Annotated in this window: 27 protein-coding genes and 1 pseudogene; 23 read left to right on the forward strand and 5 right to left on the reverse strand. The window is 38.4% G+C overall.

All coding sequences use genetic code 11. The annotated features are described in order from the left end of the window. Positions 1-42 precede the first annotated feature (42 nt). The 3 genes from KQI66_RS02290 to KQI66_RS02300 all read left to right on the forward strand — a co-directional run bounded on the left by KQI66_RS02290 (position 43) and on the right by KQI66_RS02300 (position 1,876). Entirely contained in the window at positions 43-654 is a 612-nt protein-coding gene (locus tag KQI66_RS02290) for a TetR/AcrR family transcriptional regulator (RefSeq protein WP_216427088.1), read from the forward strand. Further along, a complete protein-coding gene (locus tag KQI66_RS02295) occupies positions 654-1,034 on the forward strand; it encodes a flavodoxin domain-containing protein (protein WP_253287633.1) in 381 nt (126 codons plus the stop codon). Before KQI66_RS02290 ends, KQI66_RS02295 begins: the two co-directional genes overlap by 1 nt. Positions 1,035-1,159: 125 nt before the next feature. After that, a complete protein-coding gene (locus KQI66_RS02300; RefSeq protein ID WP_216427089.1) occupies positions 1,160-1,876 on the forward strand; it encodes an SAM-dependent methyltransferase in 717 nt (238 codons plus the stop codon). A 44-nt stretch (positions 1,877-1,920) separates the two neighbouring features. Here the strand turns inward: KQI66_RS02300 and KQI66_RS02305 are convergent, their stop codons facing one another. From KQI66_RS02305 to KQI66_RS02315, 3 genes are read right to left on the reverse strand one after another with little or no spacing between them, the layout of a single operon-like run. Continuing rightward, entirely contained in the window at positions 1,921-2,331 is a 411-nt protein-coding gene (locus tag KQI66_RS02305) for a peptide deformylase (RefSeq protein ID WP_216427090.1), read from the reverse strand. A gap of 40 nt (positions 2,332-2,371) precedes the next feature. Further along, the gene (locus tag KQI66_RS02310; RefSeq protein WP_216427091.1) at positions 2,372-2,923 is read right to left on the reverse strand and encodes a chromate transporter; all 552 of its coding nucleotides are present in this window, start codon (positions 2,921-2,923) and stop codon (positions 2,372-2,374) included. Then, positions 2,920-3,516 carry a chromate transporter gene (locus KQI66_RS02315; protein ID WP_216427092.1) on the reverse strand — a complete coding sequence of 199 codons (597 nt, stop codon included), beginning with the start codon at positions 3,514-3,516 and terminating at the stop codon, positions 2,920-2,922. The genes KQI66_RS02310 and KQI66_RS02315 overlap by 4 nt, the downstream gene beginning before the upstream one ends. Positions 3,517-3,949: 433 nt before the next feature. Between KQI66_RS02315 and KQI66_RS02320 the strand changes: the two genes are divergently transcribed. The 8 genes from KQI66_RS02320 to KQI66_RS02355 all read left to right on the forward strand — a co-directional run bounded on the left by KQI66_RS02320 (position 3,950) and on the right by KQI66_RS02355 (position 11,260). Then, positions 3,950-5,269: a lactate racemase domain-containing protein gene (locus tag KQI66_RS02320; protein ID WP_216427093.1), complete on the forward strand. Its 1,320-nt coding sequence runs from the start codon at positions 3,950-3,952 to the stop codon at positions 5,267-5,269. A gap of 269 nt (positions 5,270-5,538) precedes the next feature. Next, on the forward strand, positions 5,539-6,837 hold the full coding sequence (locus KQI66_RS02325) for a bifunctional folylpolyglutamate synthase/dihydrofolate synthase (protein WP_216427094.1): 1,299 nt from the start codon (positions 5,539-5,541) through the stop codon (positions 6,835-6,837). Continuing rightward, a complete protein-coding gene (locus tag KQI66_RS02330) occupies positions 6,837-6,998 on the forward strand; it encodes a hypothetical protein (protein WP_216427095.1) in 162 nt (53 codons plus the stop codon). The genes KQI66_RS02325 and KQI66_RS02330 overlap by 1 nt, the downstream gene beginning before the upstream one ends. A gap of 6 nt (positions 6,999-7,004) precedes the next feature. Next, positions 7,005-8,450, forward strand: coding sequence for a tetratricopeptide repeat protein (locus KQI66_RS11470; protein ID WP_216427096.1), 1,446 nt, complete (start codon positions 7,005-7,007; stop codon positions 8,448-8,450). Positions 8,451-8,467: 17 nt separating this feature from the next. Next, entirely contained in the window at positions 8,468-8,947 is a 480-nt protein-coding gene (locus KQI66_RS02340) for a DUF402 domain-containing protein (RefSeq protein ID WP_216427097.1), read from the forward strand. Positions 8,948-8,969: 22 nt separating this feature from the next. Continuing rightward, positions 8,970-9,674 carry a JAB domain-containing protein gene (locus KQI66_RS02345; RefSeq protein WP_216427098.1) on the forward strand — a complete coding sequence of 235 codons (705 nt, stop codon included), beginning with the start codon at positions 8,970-8,972 and terminating at the stop codon, positions 9,672-9,674. Beyond that, positions 9,667-9,894, forward strand: a complete 228-nt coding sequence (locus KQI66_RS02350) for a PspC domain-containing protein (RefSeq protein ID WP_216427099.1) — start codon at positions 9,667-9,669, stop codon at positions 9,892-9,894. The genes KQI66_RS02345 and KQI66_RS02350 overlap by 8 nt, the downstream gene beginning before the upstream one ends. Before the next feature lie 79 nt (positions 9,895-9,973). Next, positions 9,974-11,260: a DUF4317 domain-containing protein gene (locus KQI66_RS02355; RefSeq protein ID WP_216427100.1), complete on the forward strand. Its 1,287-nt coding sequence runs from the start codon at positions 9,974-9,976 to the stop codon at positions 11,258-11,260. 541 nt (positions 11,261-11,801) lie between these two features. Here KQI66_RS02355 and KQI66_RS02360 read toward each other — a convergent pair. Both KQI66_RS02360 and KQI66_RS02365 read right to left on the reverse strand, forming a co-directional pair. Beyond that, entirely contained in the window at positions 11,802-12,614 is an 813-nt protein-coding gene (locus KQI66_RS02360; protein ID WP_216427101.1) for a response regulator, read from the reverse strand. Positions 12,615-12,619: 5 nt separating this feature from the next. Next, positions 12,620-13,399 carry a sensor histidine kinase gene (locus tag KQI66_RS02365; protein ID WP_216427102.1) on the reverse strand — a complete coding sequence of 260 codons (780 nt, stop codon included), beginning with the start codon at positions 13,397-13,399 and terminating at the stop codon, positions 12,620-12,622. Positions 13,400-14,094: 695 nt separating this feature from the next. Here KQI66_RS02365 and KQI66_RS02370 point away from each other — a divergent pair. The 12 genes and pseudogenes from KQI66_RS02370 to KQI66_RS02430 all read left to right on the forward strand — a co-directional run bounded on the left by KQI66_RS02370 (position 14,095) and on the right by KQI66_RS02430 (position 24,891). Continuing rightward, on the forward strand, positions 14,095-14,556 hold the full coding sequence (locus KQI66_RS02370; RefSeq protein ID WP_216427103.1) for a MarR family winged helix-turn-helix transcriptional regulator: 462 nt from the start codon (positions 14,095-14,097) through the stop codon (positions 14,554-14,556). After that, entirely contained in the window at positions 14,556-15,536 is a 981-nt protein-coding gene (locus KQI66_RS02375; RefSeq protein ID WP_216427104.1) for a beta-ketoacyl-ACP synthase III, read from the forward strand. The genes KQI66_RS02370 and KQI66_RS02375 overlap by 1 nt, the downstream gene beginning before the upstream one ends. Before the next feature lie 70 nt (positions 15,537-15,606). After that, positions 15,607-15,828, forward strand: coding sequence for an acyl carrier protein (locus KQI66_RS02380; RefSeq protein ID WP_216427105.1), 222 nt, complete (start codon positions 15,607-15,609; stop codon positions 15,826-15,828). 21 nt (positions 15,829-15,849) lie between these two features. Beyond that, positions 15,850-16,794: an enoyl-[acyl-carrier-protein] reductase FabK gene (fabK, locus tag KQI66_RS02385; protein ID WP_216427106.1), complete on the forward strand. Its 945-nt coding sequence runs from the start codon at positions 15,850-15,852 to the stop codon at positions 16,792-16,794. 61 nt (positions 16,795-16,855) lie between these two features. Further along, positions 16,856-17,785: an ACP S-malonyltransferase gene (gene fabD, locus KQI66_RS02390; RefSeq protein WP_216427107.1), complete on the forward strand. Its 930-nt coding sequence runs from the start codon at positions 16,856-16,858 to the stop codon at positions 17,783-17,785. A 15-nt stretch (positions 17,786-17,800) separates the two neighbouring features. Next, a complete protein-coding gene (gene fabG / locus KQI66_RS02395; RefSeq protein ID WP_216427108.1) occupies positions 17,801-18,532 on the forward strand; it encodes a 3-oxoacyl-[acyl-carrier-protein] reductase in 732 nt (243 codons plus the stop codon). A gap of 10 nt (positions 18,533-18,542) precedes the next feature. Beyond that, positions 18,543-19,787 carry a beta-ketoacyl-ACP synthase II gene (gene fabF / locus KQI66_RS02400; protein ID WP_216427109.1) on the forward strand — a complete coding sequence of 415 codons (1,245 nt, stop codon included), beginning with the start codon at positions 18,543-18,545 and terminating at the stop codon, positions 19,785-19,787. 2 nt (positions 19,788-19,789) lie between these two features. Then, positions 19,790-20,257 (forward strand): acetyl-CoA carboxylase biotin carboxyl carrier protein, encoded by a 468-nt coding sequence (accB, locus tag KQI66_RS02405; protein ID WP_216427110.1) that lies wholly within the window; start codon positions 19,790-19,792, stop codon positions 20,255-20,257. Positions 20,258-20,267: 10 nt separating this feature from the next. Then, on the forward strand, positions 20,268-20,690 hold the full coding sequence (gene fabZ / locus KQI66_RS02410; protein WP_216427111.1) for a 3-hydroxyacyl-ACP dehydratase FabZ: 423 nt from the start codon (positions 20,268-20,270) through the stop codon (positions 20,688-20,690). A gap of 59 nt (positions 20,691-20,749) precedes the next feature. After that, positions 20,750-22,096 (forward strand): acetyl-CoA carboxylase biotin carboxylase subunit, encoded by a 1,347-nt coding sequence (locus KQI66_RS02415; protein ID WP_216427112.1) that lies wholly within the window; start codon positions 20,750-20,752, stop codon positions 22,094-22,096. A 15-nt stretch (positions 22,097-22,111) separates the two neighbouring features. Next, a pseudogene (locus KQI66_RS11545) lies at positions 22,112-23,772 on the forward strand (acetyl-CoA carboxylase carboxyltransferase subunit alpha). Positions 23,773-23,886: 114 nt separating this feature from the next. Beyond that, positions 23,887-24,891 carry an asparaginase gene (locus tag KQI66_RS02430; protein ID WP_216427115.1) on the forward strand — a complete coding sequence of 335 codons (1,005 nt, stop codon included), beginning with the start codon at positions 23,887-23,889 and terminating at the stop codon, positions 24,889-24,891. The last annotated feature ends 43 nt before the right edge of the window (positions 24,892-24,934 follow it).

The raw sequence follows: 24,934 nt of genomic DNA on the forward strand, positions 1-24,934 counted from the left end.
ATAAGTAAACAATCGTTCACTAAAGCTTTAAGGAGATATTTTATGGAAGATACAAAGGAAAAAATTCTACTTGCGGCACTTCGGTTATTTGCCAATGATGGATATGAAGCGGTTTCGGTCAGCGAGATTGCCGGAGAGCTTGGCATAACAAAGGGTGCATTGTATAAGCATTATAAAAACAAAAAGGATATATTCGACAGCATAGTAAAAAGAATGGAAGAGATGGATTTTGAGAGAGCCGTTGAATATGAAATGCCGGAAGAGGCGGCCTGTGATGCGGTGGATAAATATAAAAATATGCCGTTGGATAAAATTAAAAAATATGCGATAGCACAGTTTAGTCATTGGACAGAGGAGGAGTTTTCGTCATTATTCAGAAAAATGCTGACTGTCGAGCAGTATAGAAGCAGAGAAATGCTTGCTATGTATCATCAGTATCTCGGAAACGGGCCTTTGGATTATATGAAGGATATATTTGAAGGCATGGCGGAGAATGAGCTGGAGGCGGAACAGCTTGCTATTGAATTTTATGCACCTATGTATATGCTCTATGGAATTTATGACAATGCAGAGGATAAAAGGGCTGTGTTTGGAATGCTTGAACGTCATTTGGATAGATTTATCGAAAAAATTAAAATTGGGAGTGAATTATAATGAAAGCAATAGTATATACATCAAATACGGGAACGACAAAGGAATATGCTGAAATAATCGAAAAAAAGACCATAATTCCGGCATATACTCTTGATGAGGCAGAAAAAGTGCTCTCTGCAGGAGATGAGGTTATTTATCTTGGATGGCTTATGGCAGGAACTATAAAAGGATATAAAAAGGCGAAAAGCAAATATGATATAAAAGTCGTTTGTGCAGTAGGCATGGGAGGAACGGGAACACAGACGGCAGAGGTAAGATGCAAAAACAATATACCGCATGATACAACTCTTTTTACACTTCAGGGAGGCTTTGATATTAATAAGCTGAGCGGAGTTTATAAGCTGATGATGAGTGTTATGGTAAAAACGGCAGGTAAATGACTTTCCGACAAAAAGAACAGAACGGAAGATGAGGATAGAATGCTTGACATGATGTTAAACGGAAGAAGCTATGTAAGCGAGGAAAATCTTGCGGATTTTTTCAGATGGTTTAAGGAGAAAAAGTAATGAAATACATAAAAAGTGAAAAATACAATATACAGAAATTTATGTCAAAAATAATGGGGCCTAATCCTATAAAGCTTGAGGAAGAGTTGCTTTTGGACAATAAAATAAAACCGAATTCGGTTGTATGCGATTTAGGTAGCGGACAGGGATTAACGAGCATATTCCTTGTCAAAGAATACGGATTTAAGGTTTACGCATCGGATTTATGGAGTGAACCGGAGGAAAACAGAAAATTTTTTGAAGAGAACAATCTGACAGATGAACAGATAATACCTATTAAGGCCGATGCTTTAGACCTGCCTTTTGAAAGAAATTTCTTTGATGCCGTTGTTTCTGTGGATTCATATAATTATTTCGGAAGAGATAAGAGCTATCTTGATGAAAAGCTTATGCCGTTTGTTAAGAAGGGAGGATATGTTTATATTGCAGTTCCGGGAATGAGGCATGACTGCCACGATAATCTGCCGAAAGAGCTTTTGCTTTCATGGACACCGGAACAGCTCGAATATATGCACGACATAGATTACTGGAGAAAAATTGTGTCTGAAAGTGAAATGTCCGAAATAGTTGAAATTAAAGAAATGGAAAGTAATGAAGAGGTATGGAAGGACTGGCTGGAACAGGACAATGAATATGCGATAAGCGACAGAAAATCTATGGAGGCTGGCGGTGGAAGATATCTTAATTTTATAAAGATTGTTTTAAGAAAAAAATAAGCAGAAATGTAAATGCCGAAATCATTATGACTTCGGCATAAACTTTAGATTATTATTCCATCGCAATGATCAATTTCATGTTGAATAATCTGGGCTGTCCAGCCGGAAAATTCCTGCGTATGGGTTTTGAAATTCCTATCCTGATATTTTACTTCAATATGGTTAAAACGTTTTGTTTTGCGTTTGCCGACAAGAGACAGACAGCCTTCCTCGGTTTCGTAGGGCATTGACTGCTTCAATATTACCGGATTGAACATTTCTATGAAAAGAATACCTACGTTTATGACAATAATTCTTTTGTTTACGCCTATCATATTTGCCGCCATTCCGACACAGCTTTCGCTATGGGCTTTGAGTGTATCTCTTAAATCATCTGCAATATGTATGTCTGCCGGAACCGCATTTTCGGATTTACGGCTTAAGAACATAACGTCCTTCATTATAGGTCTAATCATTTTAAAACACCTCTTTAATAAGTTATCTGATTATTTTATATTACATCGGAAACAGACTGTATAGTATTATGCCGACTGCTCCGGCACCAAACATTATATATAACGGATTAAGCTTATATTTTCTTAAAAGGAAAATTCCTATTATAAATATGCCTGCCGAAATATAATTGATGTTTATTCCGCTTTTGAACAGTGCCATCAACGCTATTGTAACACCGGAGGAAGCTATCATGGCGATTACCGCAGGCCTTAGTCCGGCAAGAATATTCTGCATTGTGTTAAGATGTCGGTATTTATAATATATTTTTGCAAGTATTATAACTATAATACAGGACGGAAGAGCACAGCCGAAAGTAGCAATTAAAGCACCGGGGATTCCGGCAATTCTGATACCGACAAAGGTTGCGGCATTTATGGCAATTGGACCGGGAGTCATCTCCGCAATGGTTATTATGTCAGTAAATTCAGTCAGCGTAATCCAGCCGTTAAGCTCAACAATTTCCTTTTGTATAAGCGGTATTGCAACATAACCGCCGCCAAAGCTTAAAATTCCGATTTTAAACATACTCAATAGAAGCTGAATATATATCATCTTTTTTCACCGTCCTTTAAGCCGACAGTGCCTTTGATTATTCCCAATACCGCACATATTATTATAATCCATAGAATATTAATTTTAAAGAAATAAACCGCTATGAATACTGCGGCAATAATTATAATTGAAAATATATCTCTGTTTTTGAAAAACGGCTTTCCCATGTCTATAACGACATTGCATATTACTGCGGCAATTCCGGCAAGCATACCGTTCATTGCAAAGCTGACAAACCGGTTGTCTCGGAACTGTTTATAAAACAGTGAGATAACGGAAATTATTATTAATGGCGGAAGTATTGTTCCGATTCCGGCAATTACAGCACCTTTTAGACCACAAACATGATAGCCGACCATAATGGCAACATCAACAGCAATAGGTCCCGGTGCACTTTGGGATATGGATATAAAATCAAGCATTTCGGTTTCACTTATCCAATCGAGCTCCTCAACAAAGCGTTTTTTCATAAGAGGGACTATTACATATCCGCCACCGAAGGTGCAGGCACTTATTTTGAATGTCGAAGAAAAAAGTGTGGCGTAAAGATTTTTATTTTCGTTTATAAATTCATTTGCATTGGATTTTCTCATTTTATATAGCTCCTGATTTGTACTGATAGTATAAGTATAATCAGCTTGAGAGTATCAGTAAATATAATTTATGTTAAATTTAAAGACAGATTTTAAGCGTTGTATGATGACCTTTAAAATTATGTTGGTGAAGTTGCTTGATGTCATAATAACAAAGTTAAATTTTGTTGTTATAATACAAAAACAGCTGAAAAATAGAGAAGCTAAATGTGTATATAGTATGTGATGTATGATTATATAGCTATAAAATGATGTATTATGACATATACACGGTAGAAAATTAAGTCAGAATTTTGTAAAATTATACAAAAATCATTGACATAATATAATGACTGCGTTATACTTTTATCAAGGTGGCAGGCATTTTTATGTTATGGGGATAGCATAGCCTGTCTTATATAAGGGTTAATTTATAATAGGGAGGTAATTTAAAATGAGTCAGTATATTAATTTTCCGAAGATGGATATAGTTATCCAGGGCCTTGAAGCAGTTGAAATTCCTAAGATGTATAAAATGACACAGATCTACGATTCAAATAAAATCGACGATCCGGGTGCATACATCAGAAAAATGATGGCTGAATATCAGGGCGTTGATAAGGATTCTTTCAAAGGTAAGAGAATTGCGGTTACAGTAGGAAGCCGAGGTATTCCTTTCCTTCCCGATATGGTTAAGGCTATTCTTGACACACTTAAGGAATGGGGCGCAGAGCCTTTCATCGTACCTTCGATGGGTAGCCACGGTGGTGCTACTGCAGAAGGACAGGTTGAAGTTCTCGAAGGTCTCGGAATAACTGAAGAAACAATGGAAGTTCCTATTATTTCATGTATGGACGTTGTTGTTTGTGGAACTCTTTCAAACGGTGCTCCCGTTTACGTTGATAAGGTTGCCATGGAGGCTGACGGTATCGTTCTCTTTAATAAGGTTAAACCTCATACTGAGTTCAGAGGCCCTCATGAAAGCGGTCTTTTCAAAATGGTTGCTATCGGTCTCGGAAACCACATCGGAGCATCAATGTTCCATTCACTTGGATATATGAACATTCCCAGACTTTTACCTGAGCTTGGTCAGGTATTCCTTGACAATGCTAAATTTGCATTTGGTATCGGCGTTGTTCAGAATGCATATGACGATATATGTACAATCGAAATGTGCGATAAGAGCAATGCTCTCGCAGTTGATGCAAAACTTCAGCAGGAAGCTAAAGAGAAAATTCCTAACTTCAAATTTGATAATATCGACCTTCTTATAATTGACGAAATCGGTAAGAATATGTCAGGTTCCGGTATGGATCCCAACGTAGTAGGAAGAAATATGTCCGAAACATTCAGAGGACTTCCCGGACTTCCTACAATCAGATACATATTCGTAAGAAGTATTACACTTGAATCACATCATTCAGGTGTAGGTATAGCTCTTGCAAACATCACAACAAGAAGATGTCTTAACAGCATTGACTGGGATGCTACTTGGACAAACGTAGTTACAGCAACTGTTCTCGGTTCAGGCGGAAGTATTCCTATGTACAGAGAAAACGATAAGGAAGCTATCGTTACAGCAATCAAATGTTGCTCAGGTATCGACTTTAAGAATGCCCGTATAGTAAGAATCAAGAATACTCTTGAAACAGGTCATATCGAAGTTTCCGCACCTCTTTACGAAGAGCTTAAGAATCATCCTGAAATTAAATATGTTGAAGGACCTTATGAAATGGAATTTGATGATGAAGGCTTTATTGTAGATAGAATTTAATATCTGAAATTTTTAAGCACGGTTAAGGCATTGCAAAAACAATGCCGAAACTGTGCTTTTTTGATTTGTATTAATATTAAATTTGCATTATAATAATGTCATTAAGTCGAAATCTTGTCATGACTATCGTTTCCTAATGCCTTCCGCTGTACAAAAACGATTTTGGCATTAATCTGATAAAAGTTATTTGTTGTTGATAAAAAAGTACAAAACTGTTAATATATATTAGAATTTATCGTAGTATACGATAATTCACGGAGGAAAACAAATTGGATTATAAAGAGGCTTTAAACTATATAGACAGTCTGAATATACTCGGCTCTAAGCTTGGACTTGAGCGTGTTGAAAATATGCTCGAAAGACTCGGAAAGCCGCAGAATAAATATAAAATAATTCATGTTGCCGGAACAAACGGCAAAGGCTCGGTAAGCTCAATGCTTACGTCAATACTTATTGAGGCAGGCTATAAAACGGCTCTTTATACATCGCCTCATCTTGAACGCTATAACGAGAGATATGTTATAAACGGCAAGGAGATAAGCAATGAAGATTTTGCCCGTTATATGGACATAATTAAAAAATATGCCGACGAGATGGAAAAGGACGGCATAGGCATGCCGACTGTTTTTGAACAGCTTACGGCTATGGCATTTCTTTATTTTGCCGATGAAAAAGTCGATATTGCCGTTATTGAGGTCGGCTTAGGCGGAAGATTTGACGCTACTAATGTAATCGAAGAACCTGTTCTCAGTGTTATTGCTTCTATCAGCCTTGATCATACGGAATTTCTCGGGGATACTGTCGAGAAGATAGCCTTTGAAAAAGGCGGAATTATTAAAAATGACTGCCCGACAGTGCTTTATAATCAGGATAAAAAGGTTTATAATGTAATTAAAAATATTTGTGATGAAAGAAACAGCAGACTTTATTATGATACTGATGAAGTTATAGATGTAAAGGCCGAAACAATAGACGGAACCGTTGCATCATATAAAAATAAATATTTTGAATTTGATGATGTCAATATTTCGCTTATCGGCGAATATCAGATAAAAAACTGTGCATTGGTGCTTATGGCGGCATATGCACTCAATGAAAGCGGAATTAAACTCGATAATGATACAATAAGAAACGGAATTTCCAAAGCGGTATGGCATGGCAGAATGGAAATCTGCGGAAGAGAGCCGCTTGTTGTTATAGACGGAGCACATAATCCCGACGGAATACAGATGCTTGTTAAATCGGCAAACAGATATTTTGCCGGAAAGAGAATAGTTCTTCTTATGGGAGTGCTTTCGGATAAAGAATATGAAAAAATGGCGGAGGAGATAATACCGCTTGCTGATACGGTGATAATAACCGAACCGGACAGCAGTCGTGCGCTTGCCGCCGAAGGACTTAAGAAAATAGCCGAAAAATATTGTGATAACGTATTTAGTTTGGAAAATATAGAAGAAGCCTACGCATTTGCCTATAAAAATACAGGAAAAGACGATGTTCTGCTTTGTACAGGCTCACTTTATCTTATAGGTGCTTTGCGTACGGTTATAATGGGAGGTAACAGATAATGTTCAGCTTTAAAGATGAGCTTAAAAAATATGAGCCTGCCATGTTGATTGAGGATATGGAGGACTCTATTTATTCCGAAGATTTCAGAGATATGTTTGAATTGATGCAGTATATAGCCAATAATAAATCAAAACCGAGAACAAGCAGAGATAAGGAGTAATAAAACGTGAAATGTCCAGTTTGCAGCTACATATTTAAAAGCGGCAATGTTTGTCCCGGCTGTGGTACTGATATAGTGCTTTATAATAAAACCAGAAATATTTCAGACAAGCTTTATAATTCGGGCTTGAAATGTGCGGGAGAAAGAGATTTGACAGGTGCGATTGAATATCTTTCAAGAAGCGTTATGGTTAATAAATTTAATACAAAGGCGAGAAATCTTCTCGGACTTGTGTATTTTGAGAAAGGTCTTGTCGCTAACGCCCTCAGAGAATGGGTTGTCAGCTCAAACCTTGATAAAAAGGACAAAACGGCCTCAGAGTATCTGGAAAAGCTGCAGAAAAATGCCAGAGAACTTGAAAAAATGAATGACGCCATAAGATTATATAATCTTGCTATACAGTATATGAACCAGCATAGCGAGGACCTTGCACTGATACAGCTCAAAAAAGCGGTATCATACAATCCTAAGTTTGTGGACGCATATAACCTTGCGGCACTCTGCAACATGGCCAACGGCAACAACACAGCCGCAGAGCCTTTTGTAAAACGAGTGCTTTATCTTGATAAGAAAAATCCGACCGCTCTCAGATATTTGCAGGAGATAACACCTGGAAGCAAGGTAACTCCAGCGGCAGATTTAAACACAAAGACAGAAGATACTGTCGATGAAATAAAGGCGAGAAGAAAACGCCGTATGTCATATAAAAACCTTGAAAAGGGTATTATCGGAAAGCCGGAAATAATTTCGTTTGCCGGCGGTGTTATATGTACGGCGGCTGTGCTTTTTGCACTTGTTTTTCCGACTATGCTTGAAAATAAAAGCAAGGAAATATATGACCTTAAAACGACTTTGGAGAACTATCAGTCCTATAACGGTGCTGACGGCACTGTCAGCTATGATGAGCTTGTCAGCGAAAATGCCGATCTTAAGTCGGAAGTTGATAAATACAAAAATGCTGTTGCATTGCAAACAAAGATTGGCAATATAAATAAAGCATATGCACTTTTGGCAAACGGAAAAAATAAGGAAGCAGCTCTCCTCATCAAGGATATAGACATAAGCGATTTGTCTGATGAGGACATTGCTATTTATGACACAGTAAGAGAGAGTACTTTTGCGTCAGCCGCAGAGGATTTGTTCAGCGAAGGCAAAATGTATTATCTTGCAGGAAATTATGAAAATGCAAAGACAACACTTAACGAATGTCTTGACCTTATAACAGACGAAAGCTATACAGGCGAGGTGCTTTATTATCTCGGAAAAACATCTGAAGGTCTGGGAGAAACCGCAACCGCAATTTCATATTATGAAAAGGTGCTTAGTGATTATCCTAATTCGGCACAGGCAGTCAATGCGCAGAATTCGCTCGATAATTTAAGAAGCGGCACAGGCACACAAAATTCTTCACAGACATCTTCACAAACATCTAATGGAGATAATGAGCAGTAATATTGAAGGTGAAACAAATGAATAAATCGGATAAACCGAGTGTGTACAGAAAAAGATATATACCCGATGAAATAAAATCCCTTGAAAAAGATGAAATTTTGTATATGTCTGATGATGTTATCGTAACAAAATGGGATACATTCAGACCTAAAAAGAATTTTTCTAATGGTATATCATGTACATTTGTCAATAAAGGCTTTAAAATAAGCAAATTTATGGATAACAATGGAAAGCTTGTGTATTACTATTGCGATATAATACACAGTGATTATTACAAAGATGAAAACAAGTGGATTTTTACAGATCTGCTTGCCGATGTAAAAATATATCCGGACGGAAGAACTGAGATTATCGACCTTGATGAGGTATCGGAGGCGCTCAAAAGCGGAATTATAAGCACCGAAACGGTTTGTGAGCTTATGGAAAATCTTAATAGCCTTCTCGGAATTATATACAGCGGCGAATGGCGTAAAATGACAGAAAGATTTTTTGTGTAATATTTTTGAAGGAAAGGTTTTTATGGCAGGCGAGCATAACGGACACAGAAGCAGAATGAAGAGAAAATATATAGAGCATGGTGCCGAAAGCTTCGAAAACCATGAACTTATTGAAATGCTTTTGTATTATGCTTATCCGAGAGTTGACACTAATCCTATGGCACATAGAGTTTTGGACGAATTCGGCGGTTCGCTTACGGCACTGACATCGGAAAGACCGGACAAGATAGCCGAAATATGCGGTATAAGTGAAAATGCCGCTGTTCTTCTCAGCCTTGTCGGAGAGATAAACAGCCGAATGGCGTTTGAAAAATGGAGTGCAAAGGTTGTGCTGGATAAGCCGCATATAGCCGGAGAATATGCACTGTCATTGCTTGATAATTCGCCTGTTGAACAGCTTTATGTTATCTGCTTAAACAGTACACTGGCTGTTATAAAGACGGTGTGTATAGCTGAAGGTCTTGCAGATGCGGCTTTTGTGGATATAAGAAAGGTTGTGTCAACGGCACTGAAATACAATGCATCCGGAATTATATTGGCACACAATCATCCCGGCGGAAGCTTAAAACCGTCCTTCAATGATATAAAGTTTACAGGTGAGTGTCTAAGGGCACTTAATGCAATAAAAATTGAACTAAATGACCATATTATAGTTGCAAACGGAGAATATCTCAGCTTTTCCGGAGAACATATTCTTCGTAAAAAAGGAGAAGATGACAATGAGTAATTCAAAAAAATTAGTCAGACCGCTTGAAGGAAGAAAGGTTTCAGGAGTATGCCTTGCATTTGCGGAATACTTCGGAATGGATGTTACACTGGTCAGAATTATATGGGCACTGTTTACGCTTTTTATGGTGGGAATAGGAGTTATTCTTTACATTGCCTGTATATTTATAATACCTCAGGAAGATGACGGTATTATCGACGGTGAATACAAAGAAAAATAATTAACGATTGGCCTCTTTAAACCGAATTTTAAAGAGGCTTTCGTTTCTGCAAAAAAATATTTTGATGAGGTAAAAATACATGACTAAAAAGGATATACTTGAGCTGAAACGCAGAATGAAAAAAGAGGCGTGTACATTCACAAAGCTTTGTGGCTGTTATGTAGACGGAAATAAAAATATTATTTTGAAAATAAATGAAACATTTCTTAATTTAAAAGATGAGGAATTTTTTAAATATCTTGATATTGCGAAAAAGGCACTTTCGGGAACGATCGGTAACAATCTTTTGGAGCTTGAGTTTGCACCTGTCGGAGAAGGCGAGGACAGCATGCAAAGCTTTCTGCTTGGAATACGTGACAGTAAGCTTAAAAATGAGGCACTTCTCGACCGACTTTATGAAAAGATAATCGAAAAATATGACTATACGGGAAATTATCTTATACTGCTTTTCCATGATGCTTATGATGTTGTTATAAAAACAAGCGATAACAACAAGCTTGATGAGTCGGAAGAGGTATATGATTATGTCCTTTGTGCTGTATGCCCTGTTGAGCTTTCCAAAGCGGCTCTCGGTTATCGTGAGGATGAAAACAGAATTGGCGCAAGAATGAGAGATTGGGTTGTCGGTATGCCGGAGGTAGGATTTTTATATCCTGCTTTTACAGACAGAAGTACGGATATTCATGCTGTCATGTATTATACAAAGGACGCAAAAGAAACTCATACCGAATTTATGGAGGAAATACTCGGCTGTAAATCAAGAAGAAGCGGTACGGAGGAAAAAGAAACCTTTAAATCGGTTATTGAAAATGTTATCGGCGATGATGAACAGAGCAATGAAGTGTTCATAAAACTCCAGAAGAATCTTAATTATATGATTGAGGAGGAAGAGGCACTCAATTACGGTTCAAAAGAGCCGCTTATGCTTACAAATTCATCGGTTAAGGAACTTATGGAGGATACGGATATTTCCGACGAAATAAAGGGCAAGATAGAAAAAGCCTATGACGAAACCTTCGGAGAAGAGCCGCCTGAGGCAAAAAATCTCCTTGATAAAAAGGCACTTGAGCAGAGTGCAAAAAGAGATAGAACAGTAGAGCTTGAAAAACAGGTAAATGTGCTTAAACAGCAGCTTGAAAACAAAAAGTCGGCTGATGATGAACCTCCTTTTGACACAGATGAAACATCGTTTGATGCTGATGAACCGCTTGATGTAAATTTTGCTTCTGCCGATATATCTCTTAATGTTTCTCAGTCAAAGCTTACAGAGATAAAGACGGAAATAATAGACGGAAAGAAGTGCATAGTTATTCCTGTCGAGGAAGGCGAAAGTACATCAATTAACGGAGTGAATACAGTTATATAATAATACATAGTTATTTGTGTATAAAATTAAGCTGTTGTATATGGTGTTTGGAAAATTTTTCGATAAAATATGAATTTAACTAATATTTGTTAGACATTTGTTGACATATGAATGCTATAATGAGCTCAGTTGCAGAAACAAAGAGCATAAAGCCATTCATATTGGTTTTATGTGTATCCGAAATCAATAGAAGCTGTATATAGGGAATATATGAAGCGGTTTTTTTTGATCGGGGGATAAAAGAAAACCGGTTCTATTAATGCTTTTAATTGATACTGCCTTTCGGATACTTTTATATAGCTCTTTATTGTGTGACAAAATGAAGATTAACAGTTATAAATTTTCTGTATCGTTTAAATGAGTGAGCGGATTGATACATAATTTATAATTATCTGGGGAAATGTTTTGTGCCTTGATATTGAACGGATTAAATAAAAATTATGCTGTGTGACAAAATAATATGATTGGCAGTATCATATTATTTTTTGTGGATTGTTTTAAATAATGAATGCCCTGTTTTTCGGAAAACAGGGCATTCAAATTATATGAATTTTTCATATTTGTTTACAAGCATTCCGGTTGTATATTCTGCCCATGAATACGGCATCATATATTCGCCGGTAAAGGAATTTATTGCTGCAACATCTCCGGCAAGTGCCATATAATAATCACAGTCAAAAAGCGTTGTGTTTACTGCAAGAGAATCTCTTGATTTTACTATTATTTTATCTGCATTTACCTGTTTAAGTGATTTTATCATGTCAGCGCGTATTACCGAAAACTGCTTTTGTCTTGATCGGTCATAAATACCGTCGTCCCACAATATTGCCGCAACTTCGGCGGCAGAACAGCTTGCACCTCTCCGGTCAACGAGATATGCAAGAAGCTCTTTTGATTTTGAACGCAAAAACTGTATAGGCTTTTTATTGCAGAAAATCTCAAAGCTGCTAAAGCACTGTATGCTTATCTCTCTTTCAGGCTGTAAGCGTTTCAGAGGATGTCTGAGATTGTTAAGTTCATCCAGTATTTTCTCTTTTGTTGCCGGTTTAAGCACATAACCGCTTGGTCTTTGTTCAAGAGCGTCGAGTGCATACTGAGAAAAGCCGGTGATAAATACGATGTTTACATTCGGACATAGCTTTTTTAATACTTTTGAAAGCTCCAATCCGGACATACCCGGCATTTCTATATCAAGAAAAGCAACATCAGGTTTGAAATTATTATTTTTGATACAATCAAGTATTTTATTTATACAGGAGAAGCTTCGTATTTCTGCTTCGGGAACAGCTTCGATTATTGAGTTTACTAATATATTCAGAGCTGGTAATTCATTATCGGCGGCAAGAATTTTCATTGCTATCACCCTTTCGGAATTATTATTGTTGTCGTAGTGCCTATGCCGAGAACACTTTCAGTCAATAATGTCCCATTGCACATATCTTCAATACATTGTTTAACATGTTCAATGCTTTTGTTAGAAGCCTTTGTGGCTTCATGGTTAAGAACGGAAATGTCAAAGCCGACACCGTTATCCTTTATAACAATAATTATATGATTGTTTATTTCTGATACACTTATGTAGACAGTTCCGCCCGTTCCTTTTTTCATTATCCCATGTTTTACGGAATTTTCCACAATGGACTGTATAGAAAGTATCGGAACCGAAAAATTATAAGTCTGTATATCATATTCTATATTAAGTTTATTTCCAAAACGAATTTTTTCAAGACTGAAATAGTTTAATATTTGTTCAAATTCACGCTTAAACGGAATTAAGGTAGTTTTGTTAAGTGCCTGAAGATTTATGCTGAGAAATTCTGAAATTTCTATTATTGTTTTTTCTGCTGCCGGTATCTTGCCATGACACATGGATTGTATGGCTGTAAGTACATTAAAAAGAAAATGTGGTCTTAGCTGATGTATGAGCATTTCAAATTCCGGATGGTTTGAATTTACCGGCATTCTGGGAGATTTTGTATGTACAAACATATATAGTATTATCATCGATAATGTGGCAGAAGGATAAAAGATATCATCACTGATTATGCTAAACGCCGATAATACTGCCGGAATTTGAAGAACAGTAGAAGCAATGGCGGCTATCAGTTCCTTAGTGTTTAATATGTTTTTTGAAAACATAATCATATAAAAAATCGACAGTAAAATCATAAACAAAGCGGCAATAATCAGTGGATTAAATACCAATATAAGCGATTTTGCCGAGCAAAGTATATTTATAATTGAGCAGACAACTATAAGAAAAACACAAGAATAAAACAGGATCATTACTTTTTTCGGCTCATATTCGTTTATTGCATAGAAATAATTGAATGTAAACAGAAGCATTACAAATAAGAAACAAATTCTAAAGCACGAAAATAAAAAATTATTATGAAATATACTTGCATCGAAAAATGTAAATGCAAGCATTTCCGAAATAAGCAGAACAAGCATTGGGTATTTGATTTTTGAAGAACGGCGGTCGTAAAAAACAGAATGAATTAATAAAACCACCAGAATAAGAAGTGAAAAAATGTATGTAGTAACCATGATGTGTCCCTCTGTGATGTTATATTATATATCAATATTTTATCATAATTTACAATACTTGTAAATATATAATATTAAAACAGACAAAAAGATTTTTTAAATATACTATATCGACATCGACATTTATATAATAACAGATTTTCATATAAATTCGTCTATTTTATGCTGTTTATAGTTTGTTCATAATTTATTAACAAAAAAACTATTGACTAAATTGCATTGAGGAAATATACTTTGATTATCAAACTTTGATTATCAAAGTATTTTTGAACCGAGGTATTGAAATGGAAAAATCATACGAAATTATTAATAGGCTTTTGGTTGAAACCTTTAATGACATTCTTACCATTGAGGAAAAATCTCTCAGGGAAGGTGCATTTAATAATGTTTCCATTACAGAGGTTCATACTGTTGAAGCAATAGGTCTTCATACGAAAAAAACAATGAGCGAGGTTGCAAGAGAACTTAATATCACTGTAGGAACTCTTACTGTTGCTATAAATAACCTTGTTAAAAAAGGCTTTGTCGAAAGAGAGCGTTCCGAAAGCGATAAAAGAGTTGTATATGTAAAGCTTAGTAAGCAGGGAAGAGTTCTGTTCCGTATACATGAAAAATTCCACAGCGATCTTGTTGAGGCATCGATAAGCGGCTTGAACGAGGAAGAGGAAAATGTACTGGTCAGTGCTCTTTTCAAACTCGATTATTTCTTAAAGGAAAAATATAATATTGATAAAGGAGCAAAATAATGTATTTTTCTAAAATAAAGGCAACAGGCTCATGTATACCGCTCAGAACGGTTACAAATGACGAGCTTGCAAATATAGTTGAAACCGATGATGAATGGATAAAATCAAGAACGGGAATATGCCAAAGGCATGTATCCATAGGTGAGGATACATCGGATCTGGCAACAGGAACGGCAAAAATGATATTAGAGAAAGGAAATATAAATCCGGAGGATATAGAACTTATTGTTGTGGCAACAATATCTCCGGATTACAATGTTCCTTCTGTGTCATGTATAGTACAGAAAAATATCGGTGCTGTAAATGCAATGGCATTTGATATAAGTGCCGCCTGTTCGGGCTTTGTGTTCGGAATGTCGATTGCAGATAAGTTTATAAAAACCGGAGCATTTAAAAATGCCCTTGTTATAGGCTCGGAGGTGCTTTCAAAGCATGTAAACTGGGCAGACCGAAGCACCTGTGTGCTTTTCGGTGATGGCAGCGGCGGTGCTTTTATAGAAAGAAGTGAAAAGCCGGGAGTAATTGCAGAGGATGTAATGAGTGACGGAGCAAAGGGCTTTGCCCTTACCGATGCAAGATGTACACCTTCCAATGTGTTTAATGATGTAAAAAAAGTCGAAAGTGTGGAAGATATAAAAATCCGCATGGACGGCAAAGAAATATTTGATTTTGCCACAAGAAGAATTCCAAAGAGCATTAAAAAGCTTATGGAGGAAAACAATATTACGGCTGATGATATTAAATATATTGTGCCGCATCAGGCAAATGAAAGAATTGTAAAATTCATAGCAAAAAAACTGAAAATGCCTGTTGAAAAGTTTTATCTTAATATTTATGAATACGGTAATACGTCTTCAGCAAGCATACCGATAGCTTTAAACGAAATGTTCGAAAAAAACCTTCTTGAGGAAGGAGATAAAATAATTATTTCCGGCTTCGGCGGCGGCCTTACATGGGGCAGTATGCTTATTGAAATCTGATAAAATCAGTAGATAACTATTGATTAATATAAAAATAAAAAACAATATTGAATTTACGGAGGAATTTAAAATGGTATTCGAAAAAATCAGAGACATTATTGCAGATCAGTTAGGTGTTGAGGCAGACAAAATTACACTTGAAACAAAGGTTAAAGACGATCTTAATGCAGACTCACTCGACCTTTTCCAGATCATCAGCGAAATCGAAGATGAATTCGATGTTAAGGTTGAAGATGCAACAGCAATCGTTACAGTTGCAGACGCAGTTAAATTCGTAGAAGAAAACAAATAATTTTTTAAGGTGGAATAAGTTATGTATGCAGACATCTGCAAGGTTCTTGGAATTAAATATCCTATAATACAGGGAGCAATGGCATGGATTTCCGATGCCGACCTTGTGGCTGCGGTTTCAAATGCAGGCGGACTCGGCGTTCTTGCGACAGGACACCTTGACGGAGAAGGCTGTAGACAGGAAATACGCAGACTTAAAGAAATGACAGACAAGCCTTATGCTGTCAACGTAATGCTTTTATCGCCGTTCGTTGAGCAGATAGTTGAGGTTATCTGCGAGGAAAAAGTACCTATTGTAACAACAGGTGCGGGAAGCCCCGGAAAATATATGAAAAAGTTCAAAGAGGCAGGAGTTAAGGTTATTCCCGTTGTTCCGTCGGTTGCCATGGCAAAAATGATGGTTAAGGACGGAGTAGACGCTCTTATTGCCGAAGGAACAGAATCCGGCGGTCATGTCGGAAAGACAACAACAATGGCACTTGTGCCTCAGGTTGTTGACGCTGTTGATGTTCCGGTTATTGCGGCAGGAGGAATTGCCGACGGCAGAGGAATTGCGGCGGCTTATATGCTCGGTGCATCGGGAGTACAGATCGGAACAAGATTTCTTGTTGCAAAGGAATGTAATGTACATCCCAACTATAAGGCAAAAATTATTAAGGCTAAAGATATTGATACAACAACGACAGGAAACTCCACAGGACACCCTGTTCGTGTAATCAAAAACAAAATGGCAAGAGCTTATGAGGCTCTCGAAAAGAAAAATGCGTCTGCCGAAGAGCTTGAAGAGCTTGGCAGAGGAGCATTGAAAAAGGCCGTTGTGGACGGCGATGTTGATAACGGTTCAGTTATGTCGGGACAGATTGCGGGCCTTGTAAAGAAGGAACAAACCTGTAAGGAAATAATTGAAGAAATGTATGGCGAATTTATTCAGATAATGAAAAATACAGCCGAATTATACAGTAAATAATAGACGAAAGATATATGGGGTGATTAATCACCCCATATATATAATCAGAGAGGTTAGCTTTATGAAAACGGCATTTTTATTCAGCGGTCAGGGTGACCAGACTGTCGGAATGGGCAAGGATTTTTACGAAAATTTCGAATGTGCTGAAAAGGTATTTAATGAGGCAGACGAGGCTCTTGGATTTTCCATTAGAGATATTGCCTTTAACAATAAAGAAGAACTTGATAAAACAGAAAATACTCAGCCGGCTATACTCACAATGAGCATTGCGGCGTTAAGAATATTAGAGGAAAAAGGAATAAAGGCGGATTATGTGGCAGGCTTAAGCCTTGGAGAATATTCCGCACTTGTTGCAAGCGGTGTTTTTGATTTTAAAGAAGCGGTTCAGCTTGTTACAAAAAGAGGAAAATTTATGGCAGAGGCTGTTCCAAACGGAGTAGGCGGCATGTGTGCAATACTCGGACTTGAGGACAGTGAGGTTGAAGCGGCTTGTGAAGAAGCGTCCTCAATAGGCTGTGTTTCTGCCGTAAATTACAATGCACCGGGACAGCTTGTTATTTCCGGTGAGAATGCGGCTGTTGACAAGGCGGCGGAAATCTGTAAGGAAAAAGGTGCCAAAATGACGGTTAAGCTTACCGTAAGCGGCCCTTTCCATACTAAACTGCTTAAACCGGCAAGCGATAAGCTTGGCGTTGAGCTTGCAAAAATGCAAGTAAACGAAATGAACATTCCCGTTGTAAGCAACGTGACAGGAAATATTATAGAAAACAAAGAGGATATTGTACCACTTCTTACAAAACAGGTTATGAATCCGGTTAAATGGAAGCAGAGCATTGAGCTTCTCGGAGAGCTCGGAGTAGATACATTTATCGAAATCGGGCCTGGAAGATCGCTCAGCGGATTTGTAAAAAGAATACTTAAGAATGTAACAATAATAAACGTTAAGGATATGAAATCACTTGAAAATGCACTTAAAAAGCTTGAAAAGTGATGGATCGGAGGAAAAATGCTTAAAGGAAAAACCGCTGTCATAACAGGAGCCGCAAAGGGCATAGGCAGAGCAACGGCAATAAGATTTGCAAAGGAAGGCTGTAATATAGTTCTCAATTATAGAAGTAATGTTAGCGATGAGCTTATTGCGGAAATAGAAGGCTATGGCGTTGAATGTATGCCGTTCAAAGCAGATGTAAGTAAGTTTGACGAAGCGGAAATGCTTATAAAAGAGGCTAAGAAAAAATTTGGCAGTGTTGATGTTCTTGTGAATAACGCCGGAATTACAAGAGATATGCTTATTATGAGAATGAGCGAGAACGAGTTTGACAGTGTTATTTCAACAAACCTTAAGGGTGCTTTTAATACCATAAGATTTGCGTCAAATATAATGCTTAAGCAGAGAGCCGGAGCAATAATAAATATGTCATCTGTTGTTGGTCTTATCGGAAATGCCGGACAGGCAAACTATGCCGCATCAAAAGCCGGAGTTATCGGTCTTACAAAAGCAACGGCAAAGGAGCTTGCCGCAAGAGGAGTTACCTGCAATGCCATTGCACCCGGCTTTATCGAAACAGATATGACAGAGGTTTTAAGTGATGAGGTTAAAAACCAGATGCTTGCTTCGATACCGCTTAAACGCTTCGGCAATGCCGATGAGGTTGCCGAGGTTTGTGTATTTCTTGCCAAAAACCGCTATATAACCGGACAGGTTATAAATGTAGACGGCGGTATGGTAATGAACTAAGGAGGAAATTATGTCCAGAAGATGTGTAATAACAGGTATGGGTGCCGTTACTCCGGTAGGAAATGATGTGGACAGCTTTTGGGAAAGCATTAAAAACGGAGTATGCGGAATTGATTTTATAAAGCAGTTCGACACAACGGATTTTGCCGTTAAAATTGCCGGCGAAATAAAGGATCTCGATATAGAAAAATATATGCACAAGAAAGAGCTTAAGAGAAACGACCTGTTTTCTATATTTGCTCTTGTTGCCGCAGCACAGGCATATGAAATGAGCGGACTTACCGAGGAAACAGTTGGCGATCCAATGAAATTCGGCTGTGTTGTAGGTTCGGGAGTCGGCGGACTTCAGACATTACAGGATCAGATAGGCAGAATGAACGAAAAAGGTCCGGACAGAATAAGCCCGTTGTTCATTCCTATGCTTATCGGAAATATGGCGGCAGGAAACATTGCAATTAAATACGGTGCAAAGGGCGTATGCCAGTCGATAGTTACTGCCTGTGCAACAGGAACAAGCAGTATCGGCGAAGCCTTCAGAGCAATCAAGCATGGTTATCTTGATGTAGCCTTTGCCGGCGGTGCGGAGCACGCAATAACAAGAGCCGGTGTTGCCGGATTTACAAGCCTTACAGCACTTTCAAAGAGTAACGATCCTAAGGACGCTTCAAAGCCATTTGACAAAAACAGAGGCGGCTTTGTAATGGGTGACGGTGCCGGAGTTCTTATTCTCGAAGAGCTTGAGCACGCACTTGCAAGAGGTGCAAAAATATACGGTGAGGTTGTCGGCTACGGTGCTACATGCGATGCTTACCATATTACATCACCATGTCCCGACGGAGAAGGTGCGGCAAACGCAATGACAATGGCAATGGAAGAAGCAGGTATCAAGCCCGAACAGGTTGGTTATATTAATGCACACGGAACGGGTACACATGCCAATGATGTTGCCGAAACACTTGCTATCATAAAGGCTATGGGCGATGCGGCATATAAAATTCCCGTAAGCTCAACAAAATCCATGACAGGACACCTTCTCGGTGCAACCGGAGCTGTTGAGGCGATAGCATGTATAAAAGCAATGGAAAACAGCTTTGTACCTCCTACAATAGGTTATACAGAGCCGGATCCGGAATGCAATCTTGATTATGTTCCCAATGTCGGCAGAGAGGCAGAGATAGAATATTCTCTTTCCAATTCACTCGGCTTCGGCGGACATAATGCGGTTTTATGCCTTAAAAAATGGGAGGACAGATAAAAATGAACTTCAATGAAATTAAGGAGTTAATCGGAATTGTAAATGACTCCGAGCTTAAATACTTTCAGCTTAACACAGGTGATGTAAATATTTCCATGAGCAAAAGCGATAATATTCAGCTGGGCGAAAATAAACAGATTTCTTCTGCTCCTATTCAGTATGAGGAAACGGTTAAACCGGTTCAGGCAAAGGAAGAAAGCGAGCCGATTTCCGAAACAAAGACAGAGAAAAAGGAAGGCAATATAATAAAATCTCCTATTGTCGGAACATTTTACGAAAGCCTTAAGCCGGGTTCACCTGCCTTCAAGAAAAAAGGTGACACGGTCAAAAAAGGCGAGGTTGTCTGCATAATTGAAGCAATGAAAATAATGAATGAGATAACAAGTGAGTTTGACGGAGTTGTTGATGAAATTCTTGTTTCCAACGAGCAGATAGTCGAATTCGGACAGCCTCTTTTCAGAATTGTATAAGGAGAACAAAATGCTTGATATAAATGAAATTATGAGAATAATACCTCACAGACCTCCATTTTTGCTTATTGACAGAGTTGAGGAGATTGTTGAAGGAGAAAAGATAGTTGCAATCAAGAATGTTACAATGAACGAGCCGTTTTTTGTGGGACATTATCCCGGTGAGCCTGTAATGCCCGGTGTGCTTATTGTTGAGGCTATGGCACAGGCAGGAGCGGTTGCAATACTCAGTATGGACGAGTTCAAGGGAAAAACACCTTACTTCGGAGCTATTGATAAGGCTAAATTCAGAAAAAAGGTTGTTCCCGGAGATACACTCAGACTTGAGGTAACTTTTACAAAGCTTAGAGGAAATGCCGGAATAGGCGCAGGCGTTGCATATGTGGACGGCAAAAAGGTCGCAGAGGCAACGCTTACATTCATGATAGGCTGACAGCAAGGTTTAATACGGTTTACTTATAAACCGTAAATCATATTATTCGAGGTAATACGATGTTTAATAAGGTACTTATTGCTAACCGTGGAGAAATTGCGGTTAGAATCATCAGAGCATGCAGAGAGCTTGGTATTGCCACTGTTGCGGTCTTTTCCGAACCGGACAGAGAGGCTTTACATACTCAGCTTGCCGATGAAGCAGTGTGTATTGGACCGGCAAAGGCTCAGGACAGCTACCTCAATATGCAGAACATAATCAGTGCGGCGGTGCTTACAAATGCACAGGCGATTCATCCCGGCTTTGGATTTCTTTCGGAAAACAGCATTTTTGCCGAGATGTGCGAAGAATGTAATATAAAATTTATTGGGCCTGATGCAAAGACCATTGATGAAATGGGAAACAAATCCCATGCAAGAGATCTTATGATAAAGGCAGGAGTAAATGTAATTCCCGGAAGTGACGGAACAGTCGAAAGCATAGAGGCGGCATATGAGCTTGCCGACAAGCTTGGTTATCCGGTAATGATAAAGGCATCAGCCGGCGGAGGCGGAAAGGGCATAAGAATAGCACACTCAAAGGAAGAACTTAAGAATGCCTATGAAAGTGCAAAGCTTGAAACAAGTCTTGCCTTCGGTGATGATGAAATATACATGGAAAAGGTCATTGTTGATGCAAGACATATTGAAATACAGATACTCGGTGATGATTTCGGCAATGTAATACATCTCGGAGAAAGGGATTGTTCAATACAGAGAAGAAACCAGAAGGTGCTTGAGGAGGCTCCTTCACCCAAGCTTGATGATAAAACAAGAAAGGCAATGGGCGAGGCTGCTGTAAGAGCGGCAAAGGCTGTCGGTTATAAGGGCGCCGGAACGATAGAATTTCTTTATGACAAGGATGGTAATTTCTATTTTATGGAGATGAACACAAGAGTTCAGGTTGAACATCCCGTAACCGAAATGGTAACTGGTATAGACATTGTTAAGGAACAGCTTAACATTGCATCGGGCAATCCGTTGGGCTACAAACAGGAGGATGTAAAAATAACAGGACATGCCATTGAATGTCGTATCAATGCGGAAAATCCCGAAAAGAATTTTGCACCCTCTCCGGGAACAATAGATTTTCTTCTCATTCCAGGCGGTGGAATTGGCGTAAGAGTAGACAGTGCAGTTTATGAGGGCTGTGATATACTTCCGTTTTATGATTCCATGATAGCCAAGGTAATTACATGCGGTAAGGACAGAAACGAGGCTATAGCAAAGATGAGAAGAGCACTTTATGAGTTTGTTATAAAGGGAGTAGATACAAATATTGAGTTCCAGGAAAGTATTCTAAATAATCCGAGTTATATAGCAGGAGAATTTGACACATCATTTATCGAAAAGGAAATACTCGGATAATCGGAGGTTGATTTTATGAACCTTTTTAAAAAGAAAAAAACATATATAAATATTGTCCGCTCGCAGGAAAGCGAACTTAAAGAGCTTCCCAAAATACCGGACGGAACATGGGTAAAATGTACTCATTGCGGAAAAACAATTTATCAGAAGGAGCTTACCGAATATAAGATCTGTCCGGAATGCGGAGGCCATTTCAGAATAGGCGCAATGGATAGAATAGCCATTACCTGTGACGAAAACAGCTTTGAGGAATTCAATGCCGGGCTTACATCGCTCAATCCCATAGACTTTCCGAAATATGATGAAATAATAAAAAACGCACAGGAAAGAAGTGGGCTTAAAGAGGGTGTTGTTACGGGAAAATGCCGTATAGAAGGCATAGAAATAATACTCTGTGTTATGGACAGCAACTTTATGATGGGCAGTATGGGCTCGGTTGTAGGCGAAAAAATAACAAGAGCCTTTGAAAAAGCAACGGAGGAAAAGCTCCCTATCATAGTGTTTACAACCTCCGGCGGTGCAAGAATGCAGGAAGGAATTATATCTCTTATGCAGATGGCAAAAATAAGTGCCGCTGTAAGACGACATTCGGACAAAGGCCTTCTCTATATAACTGTGCTTACAGATCCCACAACAGGCGGAGTAACAGCAAGCTTTGCAATGCTCGGCGACATAATACTTTCCGAGCCGGGAGCAACAATAGGCTTTGCCGGAAAGAGAGTTATTGAGCAGACAATAAGACAGGAGCTTCCAGAAGGCTTCCAGACGGCAGAATTTCAGCTTAAGCATGGCTTTGTTGATAAAATCGTCAAGAGAAAATATCTCAAAATGGTTCTTGCAAAGCTGTTAAGACTGCATGGATATAAGGAGGTGTGACAATGAGCGAGGCATATAAAAAGGTTGAAACGGCACGTCTTGTCACAAGACCGAGAGCATCGGAATTTATAAAAAATATATTTGACGATTTTATTAAACTCCATGGAGACAGATATTTCGCCGATGACAAAGCTATAATCGGCGGCATTGCCACATTAAATGGTATGCCTGTAACGGTAATCGGTGTTGAAAAAGGTCATACCTTGGAAGAAAATATAAAGCGAAATTTCGGCTCTCCTAATCCGGAAGGCTATCGCAAGGCGTTAAGGCTTATGAAACAGGCTGAAAAATTCCATAGACCTATCATAACTCTTGTAAATACGCCGGGAGCGTACTGTGGCATAGGTGCGGAAGAAAGAGGCGAAGGAGAAGCCATAGCAAGAAACCTGTTTGAAATGGCGGAGCTTAAAACGCCCATAATCAGTATATTTATCGGCGAAGGCGGCAGTGGAGGTGCATTGGCACTTGCTGTCGGAGACGAAGTCTGGATGCTTGAAAACGGTATGTATGCGGTGCTTTCTCCTGAGGGGTTTGCAAGTATTCTCTGGAAGGATTCTTCAAGAGCGGCAGAGGCTTGCGATTTATTAAAGCTCACGCCGGAGGATCTTTACAGACTGGGCGTTATTGAAAAAATAATACCTGAGGCATCAAACGGTATAGCAAACAATCTTCAGTTTACAACGGAGATTATGAAAAAAGAGCTTATTAAAAAACTTAATGAGTTAAATAAGCTTGATATGGATACACTTCTTGAAAACAGATACAACAGATTCAGAAAATTCGGTGAATTCAGCGAATGATTTTTAAGTCAGTCATTAGAAATAATGGCTGATTTTTTATGCAATAAATTATTGACAACAAATGAATGTATGTTTACGATATCTGTAATATTATGAAATATCGAGGTGTAAAATATGAAAAAAATATTGCTTATCGGTACCGGCGGAACTATTGCCTGCAAAAGAAGCGACGAAGGTCTTAAGCCTGTAATCACTTCTGAGGAAATAGCCTCGTATGTTCCCGATGTTAATAGCTTTTGCGATATAGACAGCGTTCAGATAATGAATATAGACAGCACAAATATGCAACCAAAGCACTGGCTGAAAATGGCGGAAACAATTGAGGAAAATTATGATAAATATGACGGTTTTGTTATATGTCATGGAACCGACACAATGGCATATACAGCAGCGGCACTGTCTTATCTCATACAGAATTCATCAAAGCCAATCGTCATTACAGGTGCTCAAAAGCCCATAGACATGGAAAATACCGATGCAAGGATAAATCTTACCGACAGCTTAAGATATGCGTCAAGCGACCGCTCAAGCAATGTAAATATTGTTTTTGACGGAAAGGTAATAGCAGGAACAAGAGGAAAAAAGGTCAGAACAAAGAGCTACAACGCTTTTTCAAGCATAAATTTTCCCTATATGGCAACTGTTCAGGAGCAGAAAATTCTTTATTATATAACAGATGAAAGCGAAAATATACCCGTTGAATTCAGTCATTCACTGGATACAAATGTGGCTCTGCTCAAGCTTATTCCGGCTACGGATGCATCTCTGCTGGATTATATGGCAGAGCATTATGATGCGGTCATAATAGAATCATTTGGCGTTGGAGGACTGCCAAGCTATGAAAACAGCGATTTTTATAATGCCGTAAGCCATTGGACGGATATGGGTAAAACGGTTGTTGTTGCAACACAGGTAACAAATGAAGGCAGCAACATGACGGTCTATGAGGTCGGGAGAAATATCAAAAAGGAATTTGGACTTCTTGAAACCTATGACATGACGCTTGAGGCTGCAGTAACAAAAATGATGTGGATATTGGGAAGGACCAAAAATCCAAAGGAGATAAAAGAGCTTTTTTATAAAACAGTAAATAAGGACATTCTCTGGAAACAACAGTAAATGTTTACGAAATAATACTTTTGTGTTTTACATATAGACATAT

This window comes from Anaerotignum sp. MSJ-24 (assembly GCF_018918145.1).
Lineage (GTDB): Bacteria > Bacillota > Clostridia > Lachnospirales > Anaerotignaceae > Metalachnospira.